This window comes from Paenibacillus sp. FSL R7-0198, assembly GCF_038000415.1.
GTDB lineage: Bacteria > Bacillota > Bacilli > Paenibacillales > Paenibacillaceae > Paenibacillus.
This window is the reverse complement of the sequence record NZ_JBBOCB010000001.1, coordinates 5,441,078-5,465,677: the sequence shown is the minus strand read 5'-3', so window position 1 is coordinate 5,465,677 and position 24,600 is coordinate 5,441,078. Positions and strand designations below refer to the sequence as shown.

Genomic DNA, 24,600 nt, shown 5'->3' with positions numbered 1-24,600 from the left:
AGAGCAAGCCATAGGCTTACTCTTTCTTCAGGTTAATAGACAAATCTGCGCTGCGCCCAATAGCTGAATACAAAGATCGATACCTCGGTCAATAATTTGGCTGCGAGCAGTGGAATAATCAGTTTTTCATTATAAAAGTACAATAAACCATAGTTTAATAACAGCACCAGCAAGACAAGTGAGAAATATTTGGGCAAAGACTGCCGAACCTTCGAGGTTCGTCCAGCGGAAAATACATACTTCCGATTAATCGTATAGTTGAAGATGGAACTGCATAGTCTTGCTGCGACAACCGACAGAAACAGATTGTGTGTGAAATACTGAATAACAAATAATAGTCCAAAATCAATCAGAGCGGACAGCACCGAAGATGTGCTGAACATCAGGATTGGCATATAGATCCGGAATGAATCAACCAGCGGGCGGAAATGGGAGGACTCATTGTGATCCAGATACACCGTATCAATAAACTCCTCCGTAATCTCATACCCTTCCTTGTGTGCCGTTAACAGCATGTTCATCTCGTATTCAAACCGATCCCCGGGAATCTGGTTCAGCCAGTCCAGCATGGAGTAAGGAAAACCGCGTAGACCCGTCTGCGTGTCATATACTTTGGTACCTGTTGTGAGGGAAAAGACCGCCCGTGTGACGGTGTTGCCAAAACGGCTGCGTGCTGGAATTTTACCACTGAAGCGACGGCTGCCGAGTACAATTCCTGGTGTCGTTTGTGCAAGCAATACTTCGAAGATACGCTTAATATCATGTGGCAGATGCTGTCCGTCACTATCTGCGCACACGACACCACCCTGAGGTCCAAACTCCTTAATGTACTGGAAGCCTGTCTTCAACGCCCTGCCCTTACCCAGATTGACGGGATGTGTCAGGACCGTACAGCCATAGGCTTCTGCTGTTTCAAAAATGCCACGGTAACCGGGTCCACTACCATCATCCACAATCACAATAGGTCCAAGCTTAAATGTCTGTAACTGCAGAACAAGATTTAGCAAACGCACATCGGGTTCATATGATGGAATTAATATCGTCATGATCCTTGTCCCTCCGTCAGATATAAAATGTCACTTACGCCACGTTCCTGGTTGCGTCCCAGCGGGTTATTAACGACTCTGCCCATAAAATACATCGTGGATGAACCGCCGCCGTCCAGATTGTAGGCTTCGGTTGCTCCAAGGCCTTTCATGACATCAGCCAGTTCTGCCAAGGTCATGCCACGGCTGTCGTCCTGCCGTCCGTCCACCACCACGAAGACGTAATGATTCGGAGCAATCATGCCGATCGCAGTTCTTGGATTCGCATCCTGGATGGAGCGGTTGCCAAAGTTGTTATCGATTTTCACACTGCTAAAATCACTGACGATCTCGCCATCCTGAATCAGAATGGGCCCAAAGGATAACGTATTGGTTGCACCTTCGGCCAGCAATTCCGAGGAAGAAATCTCGTTCTCGTTATAGGTTTTCATCGTTCCGTCATTGAACAGGGCAAGTGCATCCCGCGTGGGGCTGTCCCGATACAATGTTCCATTTCGAATAATGACACCATCATCACGGAATCCATAGTAATCACCGTTAATGGCAAAGATCGCATTGTTGGCTGCGGCAATCTCTGACGTATTTTCGGTAATGTTTGTTCCAAAGCTGTTATCCGCCAGCGCGGTTCGCAGGCTGCTTGCATCTGTTAGCTGAACGTCAGCAACATAATACGTAATCTGATCCGAGCCTGAACCAGTCTGTACCTTTTCAATATTGACTTTCATATCATCACTCGAATAATTCCAATCATCTGACGTTGCATTTACTTCAGTCGTAGTGGTCGTAGTACTGCTGGAATCATTGGCGTTGCCTGTTGTTGCCGTTGCCGTGTTCTCATCCGCCACAATCACCTGCACATGCCGGATCAGGTAACGGTCAGCCAAGCTGTACAGGATTCCACCTACCGCAAGCACGATGACCAGTGTGATGATGAGCCATCTGCGCTTTCTTGGGGAGATCGGTCTTTTATTTGGGTCTTTCCGGGTTGGTTTCTCATAGATCTTCATCATGTAAAGCTCACCTCTTCATCTAAGTCTTAAGGTCATATTAGGCCGGGTAGCTTAAATGAATCTGAAACCATATCAAAAAAGGTGATCCGTTTTCCTATTAAGGAAATCAGATCACCTTGATTTTTTAATCTATAGAACCCTAAATGTCACTGTTATCGTGTACATATTTCGTTCAACATTCATATCACATCTTCAACAGGTCTTCCTGTTATGCGTCTGCAAAAAGAGCATCGTATGCGGGACATGGCCGCTTTTCCAAAAATTCCGTTAACGCCGGTGGCTGCTGAGCATAGATATCCTTCAACGACGTTCCGTTATAAATGTTGCCAATCACGACAGGATGGCATAACTCACAGATGAGAATATCCCCGTTGCCGTGCAAGTGCAGCTGTTTCGTGCCATCCACACAATTCGAGAAATACACACCAGGTTGTTCACGCAAATTCAACTGTTCAGCAAACCGATCCATACAGGTAAAATAGAGCGTTGTATCTGGCTTTTTATGTTTAATTAATTCCGTCACAGATCGAACAAGGGACTCTTTGGATACAATCTGGCTCCAATCGGTATGTGGCATCTTAATGCTATTCTGGATCTCATGGATGCGCACACCCAGATCATACACCTTATTGCTAATGGCCTGCATGTTCGCTTGGTTACCTTCAAACAGTAACGTTTCTAGCACCGTCTCCAGACCGGCTTCCGTACACAAACGGATATTCTGCTCCAGTCTTTCATACATGCGAGGATGCACACGGTAGTACGCAGCATAGGACTCCGCATCCGTATAATTGAACGAGATATGGATGTTGGACAAGCCTGCATCACGCAACGCGAGAATCCTTTCTTCGGTCAGCAGACTAGCATTACTATTCAATTGTGTATCAATGCCATGTGCTGCACAGTACGTCACAATCTCCAGGCAATCCTGGTATTTCAGTGTTACTTCTCCTCCGGACAATCGCACTCGCTTGAGACGAGGAAGTTCACTAATAATACGGATAACTTCCTGACTAGTAATACATGCTCCATCATCCCGATTGTAGGCACAGCAGTAGTCACATTTATAATTGCAGTTCGACGTCACTCCCACTTCAAGCCCTTCCAGCTCATATACGCCAGGGGTTTCCAGTTCAAGTGATTTATATTTGTTTTTGGCTATCAATTCGTTGTACCTCCTGGTTCCTTCATTCTATCCACGTTTGGATAACTTGAAGAGTATAGCGGATGGCACACGGTTGACGATATAACATTATGCACGTTGGTTGTTGTAATGTGTGATGCAAGGTAATTCCAGCATCCCTCTATTGTATGTCATCCACGTTGAACTCTGGATTATAGGCAAACTCATGGCTTGCCAGCATGATGAATGAGACACGACCTTTTTGATCAAAATTCATGGACAACCCTTTCATGTTCTCAAATCCTCCTTCCAATATTGCATGATCAAAGGACGGTATGACATGGTAGTCTCCTTGTTTATTTTTCTCCATGACATATGTAATACTTTTTACTTTTCCTTTTTTAGTATCTATAAAAGCTTTTTTGTCGTATTGTTGGAAGACCTCCTGAACTGTACTTCCATAACCTATCCCTCTTGGCGTTTTATACTTTTTGAACTTTGCCGGGCCATCAATCATAATGCCATCCACAATGCCATCTTTGTAATGAATTCTCATATCTTTGTACTGATAGACATTCGTGTAGTAGTAATAATCCACGTGGAGTCCAAGTTGCTGCTCAACCTCTTCACGAGTACTTCCTAATTTAATCGTAATATCTTTGGATTTAATCTGAAATTGGAATTCATCCTCAGTAAATATCTTAGTTGCATGAGGTGCAGGAGGTTCTTTTGAAACGGCATTACGATTGTATGTCACTTCTGAGCTACTTAAAAAAGTCATGAATAACATAAGATACAGAATTCCTTTGTTCAACCTCGATCACCCTTTCAAAAATACATTCTTTATTTAATACGAGTATAGAAGTCTTCTTTTACGATAGCATACATCTTCAGATCCTGAAGCTCATTTTTCACCTTCATGTATTTCCTCAGCACACCTTCGAATTGCATGCCTGCCTTCTCCATGACCTTGGCGGAACCTGTGTTTTCCACTAAACATCTGGCCTGGATTCGCTCGAGCCCCACTTCGTCAAATCCAAATTGGATGATTCGTTTCACTACCTCGGTCATGTAGCCTTGATTCCAAAATTGATCAGATAATACATATCCCAGCTCAACTCTCCTGTTATCGCTGTCACATCCTAGATAGTTACAACTACCAATCAGCCTATTGGTGTGTTTATCTTCAATCCCCCATGGGCCTATTAGATCCGTCTCATAGCGACTCATGACAAAATCCAAAAAAGCCTTGGTGTCTTCTATGCTCTGATGCGCGTCCCAAGTGGTGAACTCCGATACAGCAGGTACAACGCAGTAACTGTACATATCCTCCAGATCATCAGAGGTAAGAGGTCGGAGTAACGTCCGTTCGGTTTCCAACACGGGAAATGGTTCGAAGAAACTTTCAATCGTTTTCATAAATTTATCCTCCCTCAGATTGTTAGGAAAAAGAAACACACAGCGGTTCGGTCCGTATTGCCTAGCTCATCTGTTCTAAAATTAAGGCCACAACCTGAGTGTATTCCACTGCCCATCTTGCATCGAATATCGGACTCGTACATGCTTGCGCTCCGAATCTCCCTGCCAAAATTCCACCTCTTGTGCATTCACGGCATATAAACGCCAATTAGGTGTAACGACACCGGGATCATGACTTATCCTTACTTTCTGAGCTTCGATGGAACGATCCAGTACTTCCTCGCTATCCAAAACCTCACTCTGATGTCCTGTCATGGCAACTGCTCTCGCTCCAGCTGAACGTTTGCGGAAATCATTAGCGCCCGCTTCATCTCCACAATCTTCGGCAATTCCCCTTATCCGAATCTGTCTTCCAAGGGAAGGCCAGTAGAAGGTGAGAGCCACATGATGGTTCTCCTTCAACTGCTGCCCTTTTCGGCTCTCCGAACTGGAGGCAAAATAAAACGTTTCGTCAATTACGTTTTTCAAAATCAACACCCGCGCATCAGGGTAACCGTCGTGATCCACAGTCGAGATCGTCATGGCATGAGGTTCTTTCACTTCGTTCTCAACCGCCAATCTTAACCAATCCAAAAATAGTTTCCCTGGCCGCTCCGGCAACTGCCCCATATCCCACGTTGGAAATGGTCCAGATAAAGACTTCAAATGTTGTAACAGTTCAATGGGTTGATCAGTCATGCCATCGCCTCCTTCTTTTATTTAACTATTCGTTTATTTTTATCCTTTACTCTCCGCTTCCCATGTAAGCAGATCATTGTCTTCTTCAAAATAAATACCCAAGAGCATCCGTGGTTCACCCATTCCGTTAGACATATCAAACAACTAATCTAGATGACTCAACACATTTGCATTGCTAAGTTTCCAACCATGCCTTCCCTTTTCAACGGTATGTACACTGGTGTTGTCCATGGGATAAAAACTGGACTTATTGCTCCACTCTCTATTTTCAAGCAGATAATACAGAATATTAATCACTCCGCCGTGAGTAATTAACAGAACATTGGACTTGACTGTTTGTTCCTCTATATCTCTAAGAAGACTCTCGAAAGATGTGCTTATCCGGTTATAAAAATCCCTTGGACTTTCTCCTCTTGGAAAAGATGAATCCATCTCAAGGGTGTTGAAATAAACTCCCGGGTAATGTTCTTCAGCATCCTTATGGAGCATGCCTGCCATATCTCCGTTATTCATCTCCCGCCAATCTTTCATTAAGCTAGCCTGCATATGTAATTTCTTCTCCATTTCCCGTGTTGTCTGTACTGCACGAGGAAGATCACTGCTAATAATCGTATGTATGTTGTACTCCTCAGCATGATGATGCAAATGCTCTCCCAGTTTCCTGGATTGATTGATCCCCTGTTCCGTAAGTCCACGCTCACTCCATCCGCCTCGATATCCTTCCTCGTCCATCCCATGCCTTACCAGATAAATTTTCAAGATCTCTCCTCCTTTTCACATTGAACAGGTTAACTTTCATCTATAACGACTTTCGTATGTATCAAATAAACCCGACCTCAGATAGCTTCTATCCAAGATCGGGCATTTCCTGCTTACCATTTATCTTACAAATGTGTTATGAACTCGCTCGGATTTGATAAAATAAGGAATCCATATGGCACAAGTAAGTACCGACTTGCCAATATCTCTTAACGAGCTTCCATCCTCAAGTTCTCTTGCCATCGGAATCTGAAGCAACAATAAATAATCAATGATACTCACGGCTAGACTGACACTATAAAACATGATCATAAGACGAGGAAAGATCGATTTTTTGCTATAAAAAGCAATGATCGTATAAATACCAAACACTAAAAAGAGCGTGTTATATACTGTTTCAAAAATAACGACTGGTCCCCATAACGGGTGATAATATTCAGATTGCTCCGAAGTTAGCAGCCCCCAAGTCTCTGTTGTAAGCATGGGCAAACAATACAGAACCAATTGGATCGCCAGGAAAATCACCGTAAGAAATAATCCAATCTGGGTGAGAATCAGCCAACCACCTAAGCCCGAAACGCCTAGTGGACGGTAGTCTGTCTTTTGCTCTTGAATATGTGGTTCCACTTAATAACACTTCCTTAATCAGTTTTGTCTTTCTGAGATGAGTCTTCCTTGTAATATTGCCAATTGAATCTACGGATAAATCTTTCACCCTACTTTACGTGCGTTGTATGTACTCTCACACTCTCCTTATAGGTACCTCTCCATCCTTCTTTTATATAGAATTTTACACAACTTCCTTATTGTACTACGAGTGTCAAGTACGAAGCAGCCATTTTAAAACATCGTACTCATACACTATGAAAGCCAAAGAAGACCTTCGCTATACTTCCACCATGTTCAGCAAAGTACACGTACGTCATAATCCTCTTATACAGATGCAGGTGGTGACTCTGCATTTGACTACAAAGGAGGAGATGGATATGACCAATCCCAAAGTAAAACTTCTGCCTTTTGCCGATATTTCAAATTATGTCGAAGGCTTCGATATCGTTTCCACCCAGTGGGGCGGTGATGGCCTTGTCTATGTGTTGTTGATGAATCAGATCCCGGAAAGAGAGCGAGGTATGTTCGTCCAAAGTAAATTGAAGCAAAGCTATACGTACAAAGTGCTTATTGTGACAGATCAAACTATCGAGGAAGTTGTCATCTGGGGGCAGACGTTTAATTATCATTACGTACAACCATTACATGATCATCTGCTGCTCGTCGGAGCACGATGTGCGAATTACGGAAATGAAAAGTTTGATCTGAATGCCAAAGTGTGTGATCTGGACGGAAATACAATTCGCGAGTTTCTGTTGGGAGACGGTATCCAAAGTGTACAGGTCACAGAGAAGGGAACGATCTGGACCAGTTACTTCGATGAAGGGGTATTTGGTAACTACGGATGGAGCGATCCAATCGGATCAAACGGTCTGTTGGCCTGGGATGAGCTCGGTAATAAAGTGTACGAAAACCGCGCAGCTGACATTGCAGATTGTTACGCACTCAATGTGGTGGATGAGAAGCAGGTCTGGTTCTACTTCTATACCGATTTTGAACTCGGTTGTATCTCAGGGGGCATCAGTGAACCCGACGTTACATTCATGAATCCAGACATCTCCGGTTCCTCTGGCTTCAGTACGGATGGTTATCATTTCTTGTTTGATGCCGGGTACGGTAAACATGGAACGTTTGTGCTTAAGAAAATGGAGAAACCCGGTAGATTGAGCAAGGGGCAGAAGATTGATTTGCTAAATGAAGATGGTCAGCCCTTCAAGCAGGCACGGCAGGATTTTCGCCAACATCGTCTGCTACTTAGTGAAAGTAACTTGTTGTATCGGGTAACGATGGAGGAGATTACATCCGCTTCTGGTTTGGATTAAATGACAGGGGTGAAGAGGGTTATTTCTTAAAAGACAATCCCTCTTCTTCCAATGCGTTCCGCAGTTTAGGCATGGCAGATGGCCCGATTCCATGCAGCATCAGGATTTCTTTCTCCGTGTACTCCGTAAGTTGCATTAGTGTTGTAATCCCTTCATTCTCCAAGGCACGTCTGGCGGGAGCTGACAACAAGGTTAGAAATCCCTCTGTCGGCTTACGTGCAGCTTCGCACGTTGGACAGGTTGGGCATTCACTTTTTTTATAATACGAATGTCCTTGTTCGCATGTTCTGAGTGTTCCTTTATCGTTTGTCATTTGGGTGTCTCCCCCTAATTTAAGTATTCAACCAGATCTTAATATCTGAAATCATATTTTCGTATTGTTTTAAAGCCTCTAAAGTCCAAATGACTTGTGATGTTCCTACTAACTGTTCCTCTACGTCCGTACATTCAATCGACAGTGACCGTTTAAGACTATACTCGAGCCAGTCCAACTTTCCAGCAAAACCATTATCCAGAACCACTTCCCAATTCGCTGTTAGACTACCCACTCTCTTCTCATATCCAGCTATGAAAGCCAAGAACCTCTCCTTGTTTATACTTCCAGCGCTATCTACTGACCAATACACAGCTGTTTCTACCAGATCATGCATCGGATTAATATAACCTGCCGATTCCCAATCTATAATAATAGGTATGCCCTGTCTCCACATCACATTCTTAGGCTCCAGATCTCTGTGACTAATCACTTTATTGAATGCTAGCATTGAAGATGAATTCTTAGCCTTCATGCTCCACTCATACAGCTTATTGATATTAGAATCCAAAATCTCAATCCATTCCGAATTCTCATTTTTTCCTTTGTTCAGATAAAACATCCAATCTATTTTTTTAGAATTAGTCGCCTGTGGACTATCCAATTCTAGTTGTCTAAAATCCGTTTTATGGATATCTGCAAGGATCGTTCCCATCAGAGAACTGTTATTGATAGTAACTTCATCTTGTTTCAAACATTGACCCTCAATCCAATCAAATATTAGATAGAATTGATTATCAATGTTATGTATAGAAGCACCCTTTAACCTTTTTGCAGGTTGAGCATGGATATGTTCAGCTGCCACGTCTGCTATTTTTTCTGAATTAATATAATTTTGCACAGCAGCAGGTCGTATCATGATCTGGGGATTCAATGCCTTAACTGCATAATTAGCTTGCGTCGTTTCAATGGCGTACATTCGATGAAGAAGTCCACCTGAAATCGGTTTGGGCGAACTGATCAATTCACCAAGCTGTAATTCATTACACAGTTTCTCAAAATTTAAATTATATTGAGTATCGTTCATATGTTATCCCCTCTCATTTTGGCTATTTGTCTGGAGCAAAGCTTACATTCCGTACTCGGCAAAAACGGCTGCATATTTCTTTTCTAATATCGTCCAGCGCTTTTCGGCTCCGTATTTGGCGTGCAGTTGCTGTAAATAATGCTTGGCTTCTTCCGTATCGCCGGCTTTTAGCAGGAAACGGAAGGTTACTTCGCTTAAATGTAGCGCTGTCTTATCCATATAATAATGGACTATATCTCTGGCCCCTGTTAGCGAGTGTAAGAATGACATACCCTCTTCCAAATGTGACACCAGTTCTTTCGATAAAGCGTCTGGATCGATATCAGGCGTTAAGGTATAGTGGGCCGGAGCGGAAGGGGCTATTTCTCTGATTCGGCAGGTAAAATGAGATGTGAACTCCAATATGTCTCCATTCAATCCAACGGAATGCAACTCCGCAAGTTCGGTGGAATGAACACCACAATTAACATAAAACTGGACTTGTCTACTGGTGTTATACTTTGCTCTTTGAATGTTGAACTTATATGCGAGGTTTCCATCCGCTTTGTAGAAATTCAGATTTTTCTTCGAATAGCCGTGTTTGGCAAATACGGGTTTGACGTCTGTTTTGATGATCTTCTTAAAAAGTTCCTGCATTGATATCACTCCCAAGGCAAAGTTTATTTAATTCGTTGTTACCCTTTTTTGTTCAGAATCATGCTTGTTCTATTTTATAAAAATAAGGGCCACACATGGATTCGTGCGTATACACGTACGTCCATGTAAACGCTCGGTCGAAGATATAGATATCCTGCTCCGAATCAAAATCCGCTGCAATGACCCGATTCGCGTTTTCGTATAAAAGCACCCAACCACCACTTTCATACATCACATATACTTCATCTTTCGGCTCGGCATCGAAAGCATCTCGTGCTTCATCATGTGTCAGACATTTCTGTTGTTCATAACTGAACATATGCCACTTGTACTGGCTATAATGGATAGACTCTTTGACCACATCATCGATATTATGGGCAAATACGCTGTCCCATTGCTGTACAATCCCTTCGGATTCCTCATACAGTTCGGATACGACAACCCCCTTATCCTGCAATTTCTTCTTGAACATATATTCCTGATGGATACGCTCAATCCCCCAATATGCTCGGTTCAGTTCCATTTCGGGTAACGCATCCAGCAGCTCGTTAATTTTATCTCGAATCATCATTACCTCCGTAGGCTATCTGGAATTAGAATACCTGGTCCTTGCCTGACTGTTTAGCTTCATTTCGCAGTACATAAGCCAGTTTGTACATCTCCGCAATGTCATGTCTGTTCTGTTCCTGGAATCTTCGGATCGCTTCATTAATCTCTACCACTTCAACTGCAACCACCTGCTCGCCATCTTCCGGATTCAGCGGATCACCGACAAGTTCAACATCTCCATATCCGATGATTCGTACAAAATGGGGATGCGGGATATGTGGTCGATACGGTTCCAACGCACTGGATGTACAGTGGAATTGGCCAAAAATCTGATAGGACCGCATTTCTGCCCCAAGTTCCTCCATCAGTTCGCGCTTCAGTCCATCCATGTAATGCTCACCTGCTTCAAGCGTGCCTCCGGGCAGCTCCCAGTCTCCATTATCCAGTTGAAAGACGACACATTGATCCCCAACAAATGGAATGATGCTAATATTACTCACCAGATTTTCATCCACGATGTCGTTTAATCTGAACTCTGCCTCAATAATCCCCCAATGAATCGACGTACTCAGTGCCGGGAATTGTTCTGCATTTAAGCTGCTCATCCGCATCTGTTCCTCTCTATGTAAAATCCACTATTCTTCCAATTATAGTCGCAAACAAAGAAAGAAGGCCACCTTCCCACCGGGAATATGTGACCCCTTCTTACGATCTCTCCACTTAAGCCTTGGAACAGTGTTCTCTCCAGACTCTCAGGCCATTCTCCTTCTAGTGCTGCACCAGTTTCCCATTTTCCAAAAAAAGAACCCGGCTACAGAGCGGCAAGATCCGCTCATCATGCGTGACCATCACTGCACTCTTGCCCTGCTCCTTTACGAGCCGTGCAATCATGCCGACAATATCCAGCCCTCGCTCCGCATCCAGGCTTGCTGTTGGTTCATCCGCCAGCAGAACAGCCGGATCGTTCATCAAGGCCCGTGCAATGGCGACCCGCTGACGTTCCCCGCCAGACAGCTTCTCCGCATACGCCTTCCGCCGATGGGTCAACCCTACCGTATCCAACAACTCATCCACTCGTTTCTCCGCCTTGTTTTTATCCGTTCCGGCGAGCTTTGCAACGACCATGAGTTGTTCTTCTACTTTCAGATAAGGAATAAGGTTGGCACTTTGAAATATAAAACCAAGCTGCTGTAGCCGCATATCGGATATATCCTGTTTGCTTTTACCCATAACACTTGCTCCGTCCAACAGAACCTGTCCTTCCGTCGGTTCGAGAAGTGCGCCTGCAATAGACAGAAATGTACTTTTGCCCGAGCCGGAAGGCCCCATCACAGCCACAAGTTCTCCTTCAGCAACTTCAAGGTCCAACTTGTCCAGAATCGTCCGTTTACTGCCACCATCTTCAAAGGTCTGTGTAATTCCTTGTAATACCAATCGGTTTCTCATGCTGCAGTCCTCCCAATCGCATCAAGTGCATCAATTTTGGTAACCTTCCACACCGAGAACAATGAACCCGCCACAGACATGAGTATGAATAATACGCAGGTCAGTGCGAGGGTGGAAAAACCTAATTGAAATGGCATTGATGCTGGCAAGATGGACTCGAACAGTCGAACCAACAGTACACTAATGACCAGACTACCAACCGACAAGACCAAGACTTGCAAAGAAACGCTACCCGCCAGATAACCATTCCGCGTTCCGATGGCTTTTAATATGCCGAACTGACTCGTTTTCTGAATCGTGATGACATAGAAGAATACCGCAAGCACAAACGCCGAGATGACATATAGAAAAGCGATCATCATGAGCAACGATCCCTGTTCTTCCTTATATCCAGGAATGGCCGATACGGCATCCGACTTTGTGATGACTTCCGTATTAGGCATCGCAGCACTCAGGCGGTCTACCTGATCGCCCCCATCCTTAATCGCAATAGCATTGTATATCGGAGCATTGGCATTGGTGTCTGCTGAACCTTGCGAAGTTCGTGAAACTCCTTGAAGTGTAAGCCATTCCTGTTCATTTAGGAACACCACTGGGGAGTGACTGAAGGACTCATTTTGTACAAATCCACCAACGGTCCACTCCGTTCCCGAAGCTTGATCGACCAGAACGGTGCCAATCGTGACGCCAGATTCAGACAACTTATGGTCCACCACAACCTGCCCTTTTGTCTGATCCGTAATCGGAGATCCTTCGGTAACGGTTGGAGCAAGCCAACCTTCCGGATTAACCATGAACAGCGTGACATCGATCTTTTTTGTGTCGCCCGTTGGACTGACAGTTGTCATTTTCACACCCAGTGGTTCAGCGTTCTCTTGCCCCACTACGGAGCGAGCTTGATTAAGCTGATCCTGATCCACTTGTGACCGGGTAAACCGATGATTCGAATCCTGTTCCAGCACAAAGTGGGTTGCTGCCATATTTTTGACCGAAGCTGCGTTATCATACGCCAGCCCCTGTGCAAGACCTGTAACAAACAGTACCAGAAATGAAACCAGCACCATGATTGTAGCAATTAAGGCATACCGCCCTTTGGCATACCTCATTTCCCGAATAGCCAAGTACATGTTCTGTGACCTCCCTCTTGATAACCCAAGTATAGGAGGCGAAAATGAACGGCAAATGAATAACAGATTACATCTGCGGAAGGGTCACAGTGAAGACAGTACCGTCAGGCGAACTGGAAACCTCGATTGTACCGTCATGAATTCGGATAATTTTCTGCACAATGGCAAGTCCAAGCCCGGTTCGTCCGGAAGAACGTTCCCGCGCACGGTCCACCCGATAGAATCGATCGAACAGGAAAGGCAGATGCTCCGCTGCAATTCCGTCTCCTGTATCCCGAATCTGAATCACACACTGGTTATCCGTCTGCTCGGCATGAATCTCGATGCTTCTTCCCTGTGGCAGATGGTTCACTGCATTTCCCAACAGATTCATCCACACCTGCATGAGCAGTACTTCATTGCCGACCAATTGAATGGATTCGGGCACTGATATCCGAAGCAGCAGTTCTTTTTCTTCGAGTTGCCATTGCAGCACCTGAACCGCTTGCCGGAATTGATCTCGCAAAGAGAACTTTACTTTCGACAGATCTTCGTTGCCTTGTTCTAGGGAGGACAGGAGTAGCAGTTGTTTGCTGAGCAAAGAGAGATGACGGCTCTCCTCCTCAATGATCGATGCATAGTGCTCTCTTTCCTGTTCAGGCAGATCCCGATCCGCAACTAATTGGGCAAAACCCTGAATCGAGGTCAGCGGTGATTGAATCTCATGCGATACGTTGGATACAAACTGCTGCCGCGCCTGATCGACCCTCTCCAATTCACGACTCATAGTCATGAAATGCTGGGCCAGCTGTCCAATCTCGTCACGCCTTGCGGTAGGCAATTTCAGATTATATTTTCCTTGCGCAATGCGCTTGGTCGCCTCGGACAGACGTTCAATCGGATTAACCAGATAACGTGTACTGATCAGAAAGATCAGGATACTAATACCTATCGTAAATGCTCCAATCAGCGCAAAAAAGATTCGCAGCTCACCGAATTGCAGAATTACATCCGGACGTATAAAGAGAGCATAATTCGCATTGCCCAACTGTAGATGAACACCCACGGTGTTACTTAATTGATTATCAAAGAACCCAGTGATGAACGGTTTGCTTGGAAACTGGGCAACGCCATGGTATACCTGACCATTCAGCACCAGTTCCACAGCTTGCTTGTCCAGATCTTTTTCACGGAATTCGCGGCCGTAGAATTGGTCGTTGCCTCTTCCATCCGTCACATAGATTTCGTACCCAAGTGCGGCGGCATTGTTCAAATACTGCTCCATCGTGCCGGGTTGCTGCTCCACAAACTGTTTCATTTGCGTCGCAATGCCCACCAGCTTCTCATCATTAAAATCCTTGAGCTTTGCATGATAGTAGATATTCGACAAAAGGAAACCGAGCATGCCGCTGACCACAATCACCGCAATCGTAATGAGGAATACTCGGACGTACAAGGTCCTCACGGTGCTTTCACCTCCATCTTGTAACCAATGCCCCGGACCGTTTGGATGACGAAATCATCCGTATAATCGGCAAACCGATCACGCAATCGCTTGATGTGTACATCAACGGTACGGTCATCTCCTTCGTAATCTGCTCCCCATACGAGCCGAATGAGTTCATCCCGCGAGAACAAACGGCCCGGAAACTGGGCAAGCTGTGAGAGTAATTCAAATTCTTTCATCGGCAAAAAGAGAATGGATTGCCCGTCCGTAACCTCAACATTGTTACGGTCAATGACAATCCGGTTCATACGGATGATATCGCTGGATGTGCGATGGTACCGACGAAACAACGCCTTTACCCGATAGACCAGTTCTTCCGGTTCAAATGGCTTTGTCACATATTCATCTGTTCCTTTCAGATAACCAACTCTCTTGTCAGATAGCTGATCGCGTGCCGTCAGTAGCATAATGGGAATGTCGTAGTGCTGTCGAATGTAATCACATAACTCCAGTCCGTCCATGCCTGGCATCATCACATCTAAGATTGCCAGATCGATCGGTGTTTCTTGCATCAGTTTGACCGCTTCCAGTCCGTCCTGCGCTTCATGAACCCGATACCCTTCCTTGGTCATTACATGCCGCAGGAGTGCTCGAATATTGGCATCATCGTCTGCCAGCAGCAGATGTTTCATATGGTTGTCCGCCCTTCTATGTAACGAGTACATCTCACTTTGATCCTGCACAGATGGTAGCATAAAAGCAATCTCATTCGCCAGCACATGCGCGGGGATAGCCTGGACATGTTTATATTTTCTTAAATCTGGTTGACACTACTAAGAGGCAGAACTATAATAAATTCATGACATATGAACAAGCGCTCATATATTCATTTGTAGGTGATCAAACAAGCCAAGAATCATCTATATTCCACACAAGATCATATTACATAACGGAGCAAGGCTCCAAAGGAGAGGATTTTATATGTCCGGACATCATCACGATCAGAACCAAGGGCACGATCATGGACACAACCACGCTCACACAACCAATAATAAGAAAGTCCTGTTATTTTCCTTCATTATTATTACCATCTATATGATCGTTGAAGCCGTTGGTGGATTCATCACCAACAGTCTCGCGCTCATCTCGGATGCAGGCCATATGTTGTCCGACTCCATTGCGCTCGGGATCGCTTTGCTGGCATTCACCTTTGGTGAAAAAGCAGTAAATACCGGCAAAACCTACGGCTACAGAAGATTTGAAATTTTGGCCGCTACTTTAAACGGAATTACGTTAATCGCCATTGCACTCTACATTTTCTACGAAGCGATTGGGCGTTTTATCCACCCACCAGAAGTCGCAACCGTAGGCATGTTAATCATCAGCGTCATTGGATTGCTCATCAATATTCTGGTGGCCTGGATCATGATGCGTGGTAGCGATACAGAGAATAACCTGAATATGCGTGGTGCTTATCTCCATGTGATCAGCGACATGCTGGGATCGGTCGGGGCCATTGCGGCAGCCCTGCTCATGATGTTCTTCGGCTGGGGTTGGGCCGATCCACTGGCGAGTGTGATTGTCGCAGCACTGGTATTGCGAAGTGGTTTCTTTGTCACCAAATCATCCCTGCACATCTTGATGGAAGGAACTCCGGCCAATGTGGATGTGAATGACCTGGTGCAGACTATTAAACAAGTCGATGGCGTCAAAGGCGTACACGATGTGCACGTCTGGTCTATCACCAGTAACCTGAACGCACTGACCGCTCATATCGTGGTAGATGGAACGATGGATGTTTATGCATCCGAGATCCTGGTTCAGAAGATTGAACATATGCTGGAGCATAAAGAAATCAAACATGTGACGCTCCAAGTGGAGTCCGAGAAACATCTGCATGACACCTCGGTACTATGTACCGTCAAAGGCGACGCACCAGATGCTCACGCACATCATCACCATTGAGATGGGTAACAAATATTAGTTGCTTCTAAACGAAAACAGGGCAGATTCCCCGGTGAAGGGAACGCCCTGTTTTTAATTTTATAATTTTATGGCCTGTCCTATTGCTGGATGAACACATTCCTGGCTTGCAGACTTCATTAATCTCCGCCACCACCACAAGATGAACAGCTGGAAGAGCTGCAAGAAGAGTCGGAGGATGATCCGGATCCTCCAGAGGAACTACTACTGTCAGTACATTGATCCGCATAACAGCTGGAACTGCTCGAGCAACCACTACTTGACGAGGAACCATAGGCTGCCTTTTCCTGCGGAAGAATTTCCTGCTCTAGCCGGCCCATGTGTAGCCCATATGTTGCCTCGTTATGCATGGAGTAATACACCATGGCGCTAGCCATGACGAGAGCTACATCGCTACTTCCGGAAGATGCTGGAGATAGCTCTTCTTCACTTAGAGTTGCGCATCTATGTAGTTGATCAATCAAGTAGGCAATCACCTGAGCAGCTTCAGGCTCCTCCTGCATGCGTCTGGCATGAAACAGTTCATTCACCAGTTCGGATTGATCTCCCTGTGCGATCAGCTTCTGTACATCACTGGATAATGGGTAAGTGAAAAAATCACCCCAGATTGCAGCACTGTAGGGAGTGAACTCGAATAATTGACAGTACACCCAGTCAAACCATGCACGTGCTCCTGGCGTTTCGCGGCGGGTGATTGCCGGCTCATGGTGCACCGTGGAACCCATGAATTCTGCACAAAAATCAGCGTAAGATTTCGTAAACATCAGCATCTCATGCCACAAATCATCAACTTCATCACTGAACATGGGCACCTGCTTAAGTAATGAAGCCATAATGAAATATCGCTTAAGCTCTATCAATTTCCACCGATACTCCATCGTTTTCATCTGAGGATATTCCTGTTGAATTCGGATCTTGAGTTTGTTGGCAAAATGCTTATTGTAACTCTTCTCCAATTGAAGAATGGTTTGTTGATAGGAGACTTCTTCTCGAAGTCCTAGATTCAATGGTGCTTTTTTTCGTCTGTACGTAACTTTCGTCTGTTTCCTGCGTCTTCCTGCTGGACGGAAAATCTTGAGCTTACGTCGAACCAAATAGACTGTTACAACTAATAAAACTGCTACAAAGTAGTAGTAGATCGGCATAATAAAACCGCTCCTCTCCGTTGATCTTCTCTATGTAAGGGTTAAACTGTCATTAGTATAAATGAGGAGCGGCAGTGATTAATAGAGCCCTTTGGCATACATGCCAGGGCTCTAGTTTTATATATTTCTTTGTTGCTCATTGTTATGAAATGGCAACCATTATACTCGCTACCAGCATCAACAACGTTACGGGCGCCCAGATTCTTCGTTCCCATACACTTCTCGTAATCAGATTCAAAATCGTCCCAAGTACTAAATACGCGACGATAAACCAGATCGCTGTCTCTGCAAAAACAGACAACTGAGGCCAAAGCAATCCTGCTTTACTTAGAACAATGATACCCATGAATGCTAAAATTGCAATCTGAACTATACAGGCAAAACGCATGGAAATGGGGTATTTCCCGGGAAACTTTCCACCCATGGCGTACTCTCCCCAGGGCACACCTACCGCTAAAGCAACCTGAAAGAGAATCACGATTAGGATCAGGATGGTAAATGCTATTGCTGACGCTAATACGATCATGACCACACTCCAGTATTCAAAGTGGCAGTAAAATCACTACCATAATAAAGATACCTTATTTTCCAATCGCAGATCCTTCTTTCTCTACAGAAAGGTAAACATGACTGTTCTCTAAATTATACAGGATATTCCACTAAATCATACTTTCTTTTTTGCCTTTTAGACTCCCCTGCCTGTCCGCTTTCAACATTCATGTCTCTCGATTGGAAATCAATACAAATAGAGACTTTCACTAAAGGAGAGTCTCTATTTGTATTCTATATTGTATTTTACTGAGCAACTACGTTGCTACGGATAATAACTTATAAAAACATTATTTACCCATTAAGCTGAGTCATCATTTCTTTCATATAACGTGTTCCATGGACTTCATTTTTGGGGCTTACCTTTTCAATACGAGCTAAGTCATCAGGTGTCAGTTCAATCGTTGCAGCGTTCGCGTTTTCCTCCAAATATTTGATTCGTTTCGTTCCCGGAATCGGCAATGCGTTGTTAGCCATGGTCCAAGCTAAAGCCAATTGCGCAGGCGTACAACTCTTCTCCATCGCGATCTCTTTGATTTTATCCACAACTTCTACATTTTTGGCGAAATTGTCTCCTTGGAACCTCGGCATATATCTGCGCAGATCATTAACATCCAAATCCTCGAATGTCCGTATCTCACCTGAGATAAACCCTCTGCTCAATGGACTGTATGCAATATGAGTAATATTCAATTCTCTCGCAGTTGGTAGAATCTCGTCCTCAATATCCCTGCTCCACAGGGAATATTCACTCTGCAACGCAGAGATCGGATGAATGGCGTGTGCCCGACGTAAAGTGGAAGCCGATGCTTCCGACAAGCCAAGACAGCGGACTTTTCCCTCTTTAACCAAGTCAGCCATCGCACCAACGGTTTCCTCAATCGGAATCTGAGGATCTACCCTGTGTTGGTAGTATAGATCAATATAGTCTGTATTCAGCCGGCGAAGACTTGCTTCTACAGCCTTTTTCACGTAATCCGGATGGCCATTCAACGTTTCATAGTTCGGAGTGTATCCAAATTTGGTAGCAATAATGGCCTGATCCCGACGTCCCTTCAGCGCTTTCCCCAGTAGTTCCTCATTATGACCGTTCCCATACACATCTGCTGTATCTAGCAGTGTAACGCCAATCTCCAGCGCGTGATGTATGGTCTTCATTGACTCCTCATCATTGGTTTCCCCGTACATCCCCGGAGACATGCCCATAACTCCCAGTCCAATCGAAGATACGATGATATCGCTATTTCCCAGCACTCTTTGCTTCATTTCTCCATCTCTCCATCCGTTAATATTAGTCTTTACCGATGCTTTCCATTTGGTCTAGCAACTTGCTCTCTGATGGAAGCTTTCCTGTTTCTATGTCTTCATAGATGGTCAATTTGTTATTCACCGCTGCAAGTGCTTCGGCAATTTCAAGTTGGCGGCGATGTAATTCTTCTTTATATTCGTGAAGGATCGCTTTCCGTTGTGGAATCGTTGAGTCACCATCCAGCGCCAGACTAACCATATGTTTCAGTGTAGATACTTTCATCCCCGTTGCCCGGAAACAGGACATCAGTCGCATCCAATCCAGATGTTCTTCCTCGAACATCCGATTTCCATGTTGATCCCGTTGAATGTAAGGGAGCAGTCCCTCCTTCTCGTAGTAACGAATTTTATGTGCAGGACAACCCAGCCGCTCCGAAGCTTCTTTTATCGAGAAAGCCATAATGCTGACTCCTCCTTTATGTTCATTTGTGGAATGTATTGGCCGGTTCTTTTACATCCTAAGGCTTAATGTTCACATTAAGGCAAGCACTAATTTCAAAAAAATTAAATTCACTGATGTTCACTATTTTTAACAAATGGAGGACATAGCACACGCTTCGGTACTGGGAAATAACGAATAGAGGAGATATGTCGAAAAGATCGGGTGAAAAGCTGGGATTCGGAGAAAAAAACTTGGGGAATCTGAGCAATTATTTCACTTACTTTAATCGTTCAGTAGCATAAAGTACCCTGGCTTGATCACAGTTCAATGGTTCGGTAAAAGGTACTTCCAAGAAGTATTCCAGCTGCCATTGCTGCGTTTTTAGAGCCTGTTTACTTGTTGGCTTATCCCAGGGCGGATATACACGTATGGCGCGCTTGCCACCTTTGCCTTGATCCGATACGATATCTCGCTGTAACAATACATGCTTTGGAAATACAAATTGACCAAATGGCTACCTGAGCGCGTACTAATGACATACATATCTGCTGGATCTGATACATCATATGGCTGTGTCGATCCATCCTCACTCCGCTGCCATAGGGTAACAAATTGTCCAACCTTGGTTGGCGTGGTTTTGGCGACGCGAAATCGAATGGAGAAAGAATTCAAGGTGAAAACTTTACTATTTTACCATCCCTGACATAGTCTTTTCCATTCATTCCATGCCTTTAAATACTCAGGCAGATCATCCGGATGATGCTTGTTACTCAGCCCAATTCGGCAATACAGATGGACCAGAGCTTCCTCTATCAATCTGGATTTATCCATATCTACTTGCTCTAAAAGTTCGAACGTAGCAAATAATGTTTCGGTGTTGATATCATCTGGCGAAGAGCTAAAAGCATACAAGAAATCATAGACGATAGGTCCAACCATTGGAGATGGGTCAATAACGCCGATGAGTTCATTTTGATCATATACAAAATTATGAACCCCCGTATCGCCATGTAAAAGAAACTTCTCTTCTTCCTCACGAAAAAGACGATCCACTTTGGATTGAACCAGATTATAATCATCTGTCGTTAAAATACTTCCGATATTCATCTTGGCTTCTTGAATACTAATCTGATTGAATTCTTTCCATGTCCTCTGTGGGAACTCCATTCTGCCCCATGATTTCGTATCTGAAGAACGCACATATGTATTGAACAGCTCTTTCACCAGACGAGTTAACCATTCTCTCTTCAGTCCACGGTTGAAATGAGTTGTGCCTTCAATATAGGAGTAAATTAGATAAGTGTTGTCCCGATCAGTCAACAAAACTTCAGGCAATAACGAAGAATTCTTATACGTATCCAAAAACTGCTGAGCGATGTGAATCTGTTCGGGTTCATCTGATTTTAAAATATAGTGCTTATTCAGACTTGTACTCAACCGATAAACACGTCCAGCTGTGGTGCCTGACAAACGTTGAATTTCACATATTTCTTCATTGATATGATACATATTGAATAAGTTATTGATCTCATTTATCGTTGGATTGATTAACATATGGTTCTCCTCATATAACTTGGATCTTGATTCATTTGGTAAACCTAAGGTGAGTTTAGATTCCAATTGCACAGTGGGTTATCTTTCAAAATGGGCTCGTTCTTCTTGATTGGAACTAAAAATATAATCTGGATACTGGTTTGCCATGGGTGGAAGCTGATCCTCGGGGAAAAACTGCAAATCCTTCATCTCTTCATTATCGGGCGTAAGTTGCCCAGATTGGATCCTGCATTCAAATACGATAGTTAAATATTCAACCTGATGACCATTGCTGTATGTAAACCGTCTGGCTTCCCCCCCGTATACTCCGATAATCTTCTCGGGTTCAACAATTAGACCTGTCTCTTCCAGTGCCTCTCTCACCATCGCTTGCGCCGGTGTCTCACCAAGCTCAATTGCTCCAGCAATCAGCCCCCAGGTTGATTCGTTATGTTTACGACCGAACAGAATCTCCCTTTGTTCATTTCGGATAATCCCAGCTACACCCGGCATAAAAATAAGCTCGTTGCCAATCTTGTCCCTAAGGTTTTTGTAATAGTCTGACATGCCCATAAACAGTTACCTCCTTTTATTCTCTGAATTCCCTTCCATGCATGATCCATTGTACGGCATCCCAAATATCCTCTGCGATATAATCAGGTTCGGTCTCCGCCCATTTGTCTCTGAATTGGGTTAATGAAGATTCCCCCCAGCCTGTTCTCACCATGATCTTGGTTGCTCCTACGGCATGGGCAGCAAGCATGTCTGTGTCTCCTACATCTCCAATAACGATACATTTGGATAAATCCAGACCGAGTTCCTCTGATGCCTGTAATAACATTCCGGGTTTAGGCTTTCTGCAACTGCATTCTTGCTCATGCGGACATATATAGGAGTGATCGAATCCGTACTCGCGAAATTGCTCTTCAAAATCCTCAACACTTGCTTCTCCACGTGAGATTCGGTATTGATTCGTAAAAGCCAGTACCATAATTCCTTCTCGTTTCAAAAGCAAAATTGCTTCTTGAGCATTGGGGTATAATCTGAAATCTCTTGGATGAATAAAATGACCTGTACCACCGATTGTTCCATCTCTGTCTATAAAAACAGCTTGTACGTTTCCCTGTGGTTTCATCATGGTCTGTTCCCTTCTTAGAAAAATTTCAAGTCGTGTCGTTCATCTATACTTTCTCATCGATAATATGCTTGCTACCATCTTGCTGTTTATGGTGTTGCAATTTTTTAATTTCAGTTTTTAGATAGTGTACTTCTTTGATCAATACATCCAGCTTTTTCGATGTTTTGGATGAATCTATCGCATACCGTACAATTGCAGCAAAGATAAGAACGACAATTAAACTTATAATTGAGATCACTAAAGCCCAGATAAATTCCAAAATGGTGTCCAACTCCTTGCTGTCAAAATAATAAGTCATAAAACTCTTCTGAAAACCAAAACCATATAATCCCCAGGATAACCATAATGGTGCCTATTGCTTTTAATATTATTTCGATATGTTTAGGGATATCACTATTGGGAGGGTATCTTCAAACTCGTAATTCGGTTTAATTTTTCGATATCTCATCAGGACAAATATTTTGTATAGAAAATCAGGAAAGAAGTAAAATGCAATGCCCACGACAAATACGGGAGTAGATAAATAACCAAACGTACTGGTGGTCCATTCCATCTCTATTCCCTCCATATTCATCCTCTTGGCCTCTCTCATTCTACCTCTACAAGAATGTCAGCACAGCGCACAATCAATTCAGGCATATTTTCTCCACCAAATAGAACATGAAGCTCATATCCGTTATCGATCCGATACAGCTCTTGATACAGCCAGTAACTGCCTACAATCCCACCGTCTTGCTTAAGGATTTCCGGCGCAACGAGCGTGAGTTTATTTATGTTGGTGAAGCCCCCACGGGTGTCAAAACGAATGACCACTTCATCCCCTGTCGGCAGTTCCGTCACTGTACAATCATGAAATTGAACCCGATTATGTATTTCATCGGGAATATCCTGTGCCAGCATCACTTCTCTAAATTCTTTCGATATGCGTTCCATTTCTCTTCTATTCTCTGCACTCTGTTTATTCAGCTGGAGCATAACTTCTCTCGTGCAATAACCCAACGTAAAGACACGGATATCCGCAATTTGTTCAACGATTTCCTGTGGCAAATTCTCCGCCTTGTATTGAAAATTCCACTCCATCGATTCTTTGTACTCTTCCTTACATTTCTTCTCATCAAAAGGAGGACGTACATCATATTCTGCAATGAGTTTCTCGATATGCTCTCGTTCTTCCGGAGGCATGTGAAATACGATCTGATCCTCTTCAGTCACTTCTTCCTCACCGAAAGCTTTGTCTACGCGAGTAAGTACTTGACCATCATGCTCCAGCATGAAACGTGGGTCCAAGTTATATAGCTCTCGCTCCTGCTTCACATGTGCTTTTTCCTTTCTTTTATACAGCCTTAAAAATAGATTCTCATCTGACTCGTAAGCTCCGTTATGTACTCTTAAACCAAAATGAAGATGTGTCTGCTGACAAAGCTCATACCATTCTTTCGTTAGATATCTCATGGGCATCTCTCCTGTTGATTTATAGAATCTACTTTGCTATTAAGCAAAGACCTTTTTAATTTGTGACAAGAATTAAGCTGCACCTCCTCAACGATCCCTTATACTCAACAAACACACTGTTCTACCCCAAGGTTTGAAACAATTTATGTTTGATCTCTTTGTCGTTTCGCGCCGCCCATCCATGCACAGCTTCTACGCCTGCGGACTCCTGACCTCGTTGAAAGTAAAAACATAGATCCATCGGCACTAACCGTTTACCATAGAGTTTGATGCCAATCCGTCTGTAATTCATATAAATACACTCAATCTGAGATGCATCATATCTCTGATGTTTCATAGAAATCACATGATCGCTCTCCAGCGTAATACTGGGTTTAGTGAAAAATAACCGCCAGATCAGGAAAACGATATAAACCAGAATATAGGTCAATAGAGCGATCAGGGAGTACTTCCAAATCCCATTTTTATTGTAAATACCATCCCTTAAAAGTATAGTTTCAATGACCAACATACATAATAGGCTCAACCATGCTCTTGGATAAATCGTCTTGTACGTGATG

General features: G+C 43.9%; 29 protein-coding genes and 1 pseudogene. 2 read left to right on the top strand and 28 right to left on the bottom strand.

Features of this window, described 5'->3' with window-relative positions; translation table 11 throughout:
* Window positions 1-32: 32 nt before the first annotated feature.
* The 8 genes from MKY87_RS23855 to MKY87_RS23820 all read right to left on the bottom strand — a co-directional run bounded on the left by MKY87_RS23855 (window position 33) and on the right by MKY87_RS23820 (window position 6,722).
* Window positions 33-1,046 carry a bifunctional glycosyltransferase family 2/GtrA family protein gene (locus MKY87_RS23855; protein ID WP_091033179.1) on the bottom strand — a complete coding sequence of 338 codons (1,014 nt, stop codon included), beginning with the start codon at window positions 1,044-1,046 and terminating at the stop codon, window positions 33-35.
* Window positions 1,043-2,056: a phosphodiester glycosidase family protein gene (locus tag MKY87_RS23850; protein WP_339785195.1), complete on the bottom strand. Its 1,014-nt coding sequence runs from the start codon at window positions 2,054-2,056 to the stop codon at window positions 1,043-1,045. The genes MKY87_RS23855 and MKY87_RS23850 overlap by 4 nt, the downstream gene beginning before the upstream one ends.
* Window positions 2,057-2,264: 208 nt before the next feature.
* Window positions 2,265-3,221: a radical SAM protein gene (locus tag MKY87_RS23845; protein WP_339785198.1), complete on the bottom strand. Its 957-nt coding sequence runs from the start codon at window positions 3,219-3,221 to the stop codon at window positions 2,265-2,267.
* A 139-nt stretch (window positions 3,222-3,360) separates the two neighbouring features.
* Window positions 3,361-3,969: a hypothetical protein gene (locus tag MKY87_RS23840; protein WP_340966482.1), complete on the bottom strand. Its 609-nt coding sequence runs from the start codon at window positions 3,967-3,969 to the stop codon at window positions 3,361-3,363.
* A 53-nt stretch (window positions 3,970-4,022) separates the two neighbouring features.
* Window positions 4,023-4,598: a GNAT family N-acetyltransferase gene (locus MKY87_RS23835; RefSeq protein WP_339785204.1), complete on the bottom strand. Its 576-nt coding sequence runs from the start codon at window positions 4,596-4,598 to the stop codon at window positions 4,023-4,025.
* A gap of 81 nt (window positions 4,599-4,679) precedes the next feature.
* Window positions 4,680-5,336 carry a pyridoxine/pyridoxamine 5'-phosphate oxidase gene (locus MKY87_RS23830; RefSeq protein WP_339785207.1) on the bottom strand — a complete coding sequence of 219 codons (657 nt, stop codon included), beginning with the start codon at window positions 5,334-5,336 and terminating at the stop codon, window positions 4,680-4,682.
* Window positions 5,337-5,480: 144 nt separating this feature from the next.
* Window positions 5,481-6,095 (bottom strand): histidine phosphatase family protein, encoded by a 615-nt coding sequence (locus tag MKY87_RS23825; protein WP_340966480.1) that lies wholly within the window; start codon window positions 6,093-6,095, stop codon window positions 5,481-5,483.
* A 120-nt stretch (window positions 6,096-6,215) separates the two neighbouring features.
* Window positions 6,216-6,722 carry a DUF2569 domain-containing protein gene (locus MKY87_RS23820; RefSeq protein WP_340966479.1) on the bottom strand — a complete coding sequence of 169 codons (507 nt, stop codon included), beginning with the start codon at window positions 6,720-6,722 and terminating at the stop codon, window positions 6,216-6,218.
* Between the two features lie 236 nt (window positions 6,723-6,958).
* On the opposite strand from MKY87_RS23820, the gene MKY87_RS23815 reads away from it, so the two are divergent.
* Window positions 6,959-8,026: a hypothetical protein gene (locus MKY87_RS23815; protein WP_340966476.1), complete on the top strand. Its 1,068-nt coding sequence runs from the start codon at window positions 6,959-6,961 to the stop codon at window positions 8,024-8,026.
* A 19-nt stretch (window positions 8,027-8,045) separates the two neighbouring features.
* Here MKY87_RS23815 and MKY87_RS23810 read toward each other — a convergent pair whose 3' ends face one another.
* The 9 genes from MKY87_RS23810 to MKY87_RS23770 all read right to left on the bottom strand — a co-directional run bounded on the left by MKY87_RS23810 (window position 8,046) and on the right by MKY87_RS23770 (window position 15,242).
* Window positions 8,046-8,339, bottom strand: a complete 294-nt coding sequence (locus tag MKY87_RS23810) for an RNA polymerase alpha subunit C-terminal domain-containing protein (protein WP_340966475.1) — start codon at window positions 8,337-8,339, stop codon at window positions 8,046-8,048.
* 19 nt (window positions 8,340-8,358) lie between these two features.
* The gene (locus MKY87_RS23805) at window positions 8,359-9,366 is read right to left on the bottom strand and encodes a phosphotransferase (RefSeq protein WP_340966473.1); all 1,008 of its coding nucleotides are present in this window, start codon (window positions 9,364-9,366) and stop codon (window positions 8,359-8,361) included.
* Window positions 9,367-9,408: 42 nt separating this feature from the next.
* On the bottom strand, window positions 9,409-10,002 hold the full coding sequence (locus MKY87_RS23800; RefSeq protein ID WP_036610462.1) for a DUF4304 domain-containing protein: 594 nt from the start codon (window positions 10,000-10,002) through the stop codon (window positions 9,409-9,411).
* A 58-nt stretch (window positions 10,003-10,060) separates the two neighbouring features.
* A complete protein-coding gene (locus MKY87_RS23795; protein ID WP_243391489.1) occupies window positions 10,061-10,573 on the bottom strand; it encodes a DUF4275 family protein in 513 nt (170 codons plus the stop codon).
* 22 nt (window positions 10,574-10,595) lie between these two features.
* On the bottom strand, window positions 10,596-11,156 hold the full coding sequence (locus tag MKY87_RS23790; protein WP_339785230.1) for an NUDIX hydrolase: 561 nt from the start codon (window positions 11,154-11,156) through the stop codon (window positions 10,596-10,598).
* A 163-nt stretch (window positions 11,157-11,319) separates the two neighbouring features.
* The gene (locus MKY87_RS23785; RefSeq protein WP_339785233.1) at window positions 11,320-11,997 is read right to left on the bottom strand and encodes an ABC transporter ATP-binding protein; all 678 of its coding nucleotides are present in this window, start codon (window positions 11,995-11,997) and stop codon (window positions 11,320-11,322) included.
* Window positions 11,994-13,124, bottom strand: a complete 1,131-nt coding sequence (locus MKY87_RS23780) for an ABC transporter permease (RefSeq protein ID WP_340966469.1) — start codon at window positions 13,122-13,124, stop codon at window positions 11,994-11,996. Before MKY87_RS23780 ends, MKY87_RS23785 begins: the two co-directional genes overlap by 4 nt.
* A gap of 67 nt (window positions 13,125-13,191) precedes the next feature.
* Window positions 13,192-14,568 (bottom strand): sensor histidine kinase, encoded by a 1,377-nt coding sequence (locus MKY87_RS23775; protein ID WP_340966467.1) that lies wholly within the window; start codon window positions 14,566-14,568, stop codon window positions 13,192-13,194.
* Window positions 14,565-15,242: a response regulator transcription factor gene (locus tag MKY87_RS23770; protein ID WP_091035073.1), complete on the bottom strand. Its 678-nt coding sequence runs from the start codon at window positions 15,240-15,242 to the stop codon at window positions 14,565-14,567. The genes MKY87_RS23775 and MKY87_RS23770 overlap by 4 nt, the downstream gene beginning before the upstream one ends.
* A gap of 289 nt (window positions 15,243-15,531) precedes the next feature.
* On the opposite strand from MKY87_RS23770, the gene MKY87_RS23765 reads away from it, so the two are divergent.
* Complete coding sequence (locus MKY87_RS23765) at window positions 15,532-16,515, top strand: cation diffusion facilitator family transporter (RefSeq protein WP_340966466.1); 984 nt, start codon at window positions 15,532-15,534, stop codon at window positions 16,513-16,515.
* Between the two features lie 137 nt (window positions 16,516-16,652).
* Here MKY87_RS23765 and MKY87_RS23760 read toward each other — a convergent pair whose 3' ends face one another.
* The 11 genes and pseudogenes from MKY87_RS23760 to MKY87_RS23710 all read right to left on the bottom strand — a co-directional run bounded on the left by MKY87_RS23760 (window position 16,653) and on the right by MKY87_RS23710 (window position 24,551).
* Window positions 16,653-17,678: a hypothetical protein gene (locus MKY87_RS23760; RefSeq protein ID WP_091033228.1), complete on the bottom strand. Its 1,026-nt coding sequence runs from the start codon at window positions 17,676-17,678 to the stop codon at window positions 16,653-16,655.
* A gap of 142 nt (window positions 17,679-17,820) precedes the next feature.
* Window positions 17,821-18,204, bottom strand: coding sequence for a hypothetical protein (locus tag MKY87_RS23755; RefSeq protein WP_133384005.1), 384 nt, complete (start codon window positions 18,202-18,204; stop codon window positions 17,821-17,823).
* Between the two features lie 317 nt (window positions 18,205-18,521).
* On the bottom strand, window positions 18,522-19,493 hold the full coding sequence (locus MKY87_RS23750; protein ID WP_340966464.1) for an aldo/keto reductase: 972 nt from the start codon (window positions 19,491-19,493) through the stop codon (window positions 18,522-18,524).
* A gap of 25 nt (window positions 19,494-19,518) precedes the next feature.
* Window positions 19,519-19,935 carry a MerR family transcriptional regulator gene (locus tag MKY87_RS23745; RefSeq protein ID WP_091033235.1) on the bottom strand — a complete coding sequence of 139 codons (417 nt, stop codon included), beginning with the start codon at window positions 19,933-19,935 and terminating at the stop codon, window positions 19,519-19,521.
* 259 nt (window positions 19,936-20,194) lie between these two features.
* Window positions 20,195-20,589: pseudogene (locus MKY87_RS23740) on the bottom strand (MepB family protein).
* A gap of 18 nt (window positions 20,590-20,607) precedes the next feature.
* Window positions 20,608-21,471: an aminoglycoside phosphotransferase family protein gene (locus MKY87_RS23735; RefSeq protein ID WP_340966460.1), complete on the bottom strand. Its 864-nt coding sequence runs from the start codon at window positions 21,469-21,471 to the stop codon at window positions 20,608-20,610.
* Window positions 21,472-21,549: 78 nt separating this feature from the next.
* Complete coding sequence (locus tag MKY87_RS23730) at window positions 21,550-22,023, bottom strand: NUDIX domain-containing protein (protein WP_340966459.1); 474 nt, start codon at window positions 22,021-22,023, stop codon at window positions 21,550-21,552.
* 16 nt (window positions 22,024-22,039) lie between these two features.
* Window positions 22,040-22,588 carry an HAD-IIIA family hydrolase gene (locus MKY87_RS23725; protein WP_340966458.1) on the bottom strand — a complete coding sequence of 183 codons (549 nt, stop codon included), beginning with the start codon at window positions 22,586-22,588 and terminating at the stop codon, window positions 22,040-22,042.
* 43 nt (window positions 22,589-22,631) lie between these two features.
* Window positions 22,632-22,847: a hypothetical protein gene (locus MKY87_RS23720; protein ID WP_017689822.1), complete on the bottom strand. Its 216-nt coding sequence runs from the start codon at window positions 22,845-22,847 to the stop codon at window positions 22,632-22,634.
* A gap of 329 nt (window positions 22,848-23,176) precedes the next feature.
* Window positions 23,177-24,040, bottom strand: a complete 864-nt coding sequence (locus MKY87_RS23715; RefSeq protein ID WP_340966456.1) for a DUF4085 family protein — start codon at window positions 24,038-24,040, stop codon at window positions 23,177-23,179.
* Between the two features lie 121 nt (window positions 24,041-24,161).
* Window positions 24,162-24,551, bottom strand: coding sequence for a hypothetical protein (locus MKY87_RS23710; protein ID WP_340966455.1), 390 nt, complete (start codon window positions 24,549-24,551; stop codon window positions 24,162-24,164).
* Between the last annotated feature and the right edge of the window lie 49 nt (window positions 24,552-24,600).